Origin of the sequence: Butyrivibrio sp. AC2005, assembly GCF_000424145.1 — a bacterium.
Classification (GTDB): domain Bacteria; phylum Bacillota; class Clostridia; order Lachnospirales; family Lachnospiraceae; genus Butyrivibrio.
The window spans coordinates 1-1,833 of sequence record NZ_AUJI01000083.1; the positions used below are offsets into that span (position 1 = coordinate 1).

A 1,833-nucleotide genomic window follows, 5' to 3' on the forward strand; every position below is an offset into this window, starting at 1 on the left:
ATGATCTCTCGGAATCTTGAGTGATCATGCCAGCTAAATTCTGGCAATTGAACTTTGACAAGTGAATATTACCCAAGATGAAAAAAAGATGCAAAACAGGGCATGAATAATAGACATAACACTGTTGCTATGCCTGAGAATGCTGTATGATATTTACGAGATCATGCTACATTACAAACCAACTTTCTCAGGGCGGATTCGTAAGGCAGATCCCATGCATCCAAATGTTGTAACATGAGGATGTGATAGAGGCGGCAGTACCACATCTTTGTTGAGCGGTGCCTGCCGCTTTCTAGCTTGAAGTCTATTTTCTCACGCTTGTTTGAGCGTTCAACAGAAGTTCTTGCATTATACTCGTTTTTCCATTCATCACTATCTCTTGGCGGTATGTTTATAAGGCGCGGATTATCTTTCATGGCCAAATGAACAGTACGACCATATTTGGAATTCGAGCATGGTTCACTACAGGAACATCCAAATTTTCTGCTTGCCAAGGGACAACGGAATTTAATGCGGTATTTGGAGATTTCAACACCATCATGGTTCATTTTTCTTCCAGCCTTGCATACAGGAACACCATCTTTACCAATGGTGAAATCATTCTTGTATTGCACTTTTATGCCACGCTTTTCGTTTAAATCAATAAAAGGAGTTATGTGTTCCTTTTTACAGTATTCATAGTAAGGCATGGCATCATGAGCAGAATCCAGTAATAGTTTACGGACGTTATAATCCGGAAGAAATGATTTCATCCTGAAGAAGGAATGAAGAAAGCCATGCGAATCATGCATTGAGGCTGGATTTAAGAGCGGGAATACGGGGAGATCACTTTCTGAGTCTGACGCAACAATCATATATAGATCATATCCGTGATAGAAGCAGTCTCTGGAGGAATCCCATCCGATGTCACAATCAGGCTGAGAAAAGTATCTTTCACAGTCGCAGTCAGTAATACCTTTTTCGGCACATTCACAGATGCGATGTTTGCGTTCTCTTGCTGATGTGACAACAGGAGTTCCGTCGCCGGCAATAGATAGATTAGAACTATTTATCAGACCTTTACGGACAGAGTTTTCCAGAAATTCTTTCATAAAAAGTTCAAAGAGAGAACCATAAGGTTGATCCTTAATAGAGAACGTAGTTCCTTCGAGCTGCTTAAATAGTTCATCGACAGTAACTTTATCAATGGGTTTTGCTTTAGAACCTTTTTTACCAGGTTTTTTAACAGTGGCTTTTAGTTTATGCAGATGAGAAGACAGGTTATTATCATTCGAATCCCACAGCCTGGAAAAGAAATCATAGAAAGTTCCAATACCGGGCGTATCACCTACTTCAAAACCGCTGAGAATGGCATAAAGAGGATTGATCTTTAATTGTGAAACCCATTCGGTAATAGAATCAACTTTGAAGTCAATGCTAAGAAGGTAAGAACGATGCATGCAGGAAGGAGTTCTGGGAGCAGGACCAAATTTAGAATACTTGGAGATCATGTTTTGATCAGTGTAGGAAAGATCAAGGTTCCAAAAGCGGTCTATGATATCCCAGGTGCTTTGAGATATAGCATCTGGATCAGGGTAATATTTGCGGAGATTTTCAACAACAAAGTTTTGGTAGTCGGCATGACTGCCACAATTAACAGGTAACATAAAATCGCCCTCCAATCAAAAAACTTACGGCCGCGCCGTAACGACACATCCTTTTTAACAAGGGCGCGAAGCGCCGCATTTTTGGAGGTAAATGTCAAGTGTTTTTTGATAAAAAAGTGGGGGATTTTAATAAAAAAGGAATCTGAAAGCCGCATTGTTACTGGCTTATAGATTCCGAGAGTATATT

Annotated in this window: 1 protein-coding gene; it reads right to left on the bottom strand. The window is 40.1% G+C overall.

Features of this window, described 5'->3' with window-relative positions:
* Positions 1–161: 161 nt before the first annotated feature.
* On the bottom strand, positions 162–1,646 hold the full coding sequence (locus G602_RS0117060) for a transposase (RefSeq protein WP_026660029.1): 1,485 nt from the start codon (positions 1,644–1,646) through the stop codon (positions 162–164).
* Between the last annotated feature and the right edge of the window lie 187 nt (positions 1,647–1,833).

Excerpts from the sequence above, each read along its gene's own strand:
- G602_RS0117060 (WP_026660029.1), bottom strand. The coding sequence starts at position 1,646 with ATGTTACCTGTTAATTGTGGCAGTCATGCCGACTACCAAAACTTTGTT.